This is a genomic window from Robinsoniella sp. (assembly GCF_034124845.1).
The window spans coordinates 1-1,826 of record NZ_JAWYAJ010000402.1 but is presented as its reverse complement, the minus strand read 5'-3'; the positions used below and the strand labels follow the sequence as shown (position 1 = coordinate 1,826).

Annotated in this window: 2 protein-coding genes; one reads left to right on the top strand and one right to left on the bottom strand. The window is 41.1% G+C overall.

Annotation, left to right across the window (positions count from 1 at the left end):
• Nucleotides 1-193 precede the first annotated feature (193 nt).
• Nucleotides 194-415, bottom strand: a complete 222-nt coding sequence (locus tag ACH2DQ_RS20075) for a hypothetical protein (RefSeq protein WP_394915437.1) — start codon at nt 413-415, stop codon at nt 194-196.
• A gap of 656 nt (nt 416-1,071) precedes the next feature.
• Between ACH2DQ_RS20075 and ACH2DQ_RS20070 the strand changes: the two genes are divergently transcribed.
• On the top strand, nt 1,072-1,826 hold a 755-nt coding region (locus ACH2DQ_RS20070), incomplete at its 3' end, for a class I SAM-dependent methyltransferase (protein ID WP_395028026.1).

The window sequence follows — 1,826 nt, the reverse complement described above, 5'->3', positions numbered from 1 at the left end:
ATCGCTGTACATGGCCTCCAGAGTGTACCAGAAACTTCCAAGTGATGTGCGGAGACAGACGTTGATTACGATTGCCGTGAATAATATTGGTATCAGAACCATCATAATATTGGAAAGCCTGATTTTTTTCTTGATTGTCAATGCCATGCACTCCTTTATCCCTTAACTTTTACGAAATCATATATCTTTTGCATTATTTTTTTATATGATACACCAGGTAATCCAGACAGCAAATCTTCTTCTCTTCCGTATGCACAATATTTAAAAGTAATTTTCTGTGTCTTTCCAGCAATGCCAGCTGTTTTTCTTTTTGATTTTTATCAAAATAAATGAGAAATTCCTCAATGGTAACCTGGTCGCACCCTGCATCCTTCAAATTTTGTACAGCAGCTTTTCTGGACTCTAGATTCATCATTATCTTTGCAGCATCCTCCTGTATAATTCTGTGTTTTGGCTAAAATGGATTCTTTGTTCAGATATAGTATAATTGGAGGCGGTCTATAATAGCAAATACTTATATTTAATTCTTTTGTATAGCTAAAACCTATTATAGTGGTTTGCTGACCGTTAACCATGACCGGTAACCGACCGCTAACCCTGACCTAACCCTGACCTACACCCGCCTGCCTCCTCTACCCTGCTGCTCCCGCCCTGCTTCCGTAATCGCAGTCATCCCTCCGCCACTGCCCCGCTGTCGTGTGCTGCCAATTTCGCCCTGCCACTACCACCACCATCAGCTGCCCCCTATCATTGGTGCTATTGCCATTGGTATCTTCGGAAAAAACGGTTGACAAAACCGTCCCAATAAAGTAAAATCCCCCTATAAACAATTAAAGAAAAGGTGATGGAAATCCGGCATACCAGATGTCACATAATCGGTGGTGTGGGTGTGGCTGGAAAAGAGTAGATAAAATCAATTTCATAGGGAACAGACAGCTGTTAATTCAGCTTATTTTGTATACCTTATGTTTGGTTTTATTTTACTCTTAACTTTCTTCATCTTACGAGGATTAGCCGCAGAGTAAACTCTGCGGCTTTTTGTTTATGCACAAATTCAAAGGAGAGATTATCATGTTTAACGAATTACAAAAATTATTAGAATTACCAGAACTTTACCAGGAAACCGAAGCTGCATTTTGGGACGATGACTATATCTCAAAGCAAATGCTGCAAGCGCACCTGGACCCGGACTTTAACGGGGCAAGCAGAAAATTAGATTTCATAGAAAAATCCGTATCCTGGATCAAAGAGATTTTGCCTCCCCAGTGCTATCCCTCACTGCTTGACCTTGGCTGTGGTCCCGGTCTGTATACCGAGCGGTTTGCGAATTGCGGATACAAGGTGACTGGCGTGGACTTTTCCAGGCGCTCTATAGCCTATGCGCGTCAGTCAGCAGAAGAAAAAAGCATGGTTATCAACTATTATCAACAGAATTACCTGACATTAAATTTAGGTGCACATTTTGATCTTATAACAATGATATACTGCGATTATGGTGCACTGTCAGCAGCAAACAGACGCATTGTTCTGGGGCAGATATATCATCATCTTAAGCCGGGCGGAAAGCTGCTATTTGATGTTTTTTCAATGGAAAAATACAACGGATTTCAAGAAGGGCAAACATGGGATCTGTTCAAAAGTGCCGGATTCTGGCGTGAAAAAGAACATGTCGTTCTAAATAGAAATTGCAAATATGGGGATAATGTCACACTGGAACAAATGATTGTTGCAGCAGATCATGATCTAAAATCCTATTATTTGTGGAATAGCTGCTTCACAGAAGCTGCTCTGATACAGGAAGCAGAAGAAGCCGGCTTTCAGGTTTG

What these genes read in the sequence shown, in the direction of transcription:
- ACH2DQ_RS20075 (WP_394915437.1), bottom strand. Translation starts at nt 415, where the DNA reads ATGATGAATCTAGAGTCCAGAAAAGCTGCTGTACAAAATTTGAAGGAT.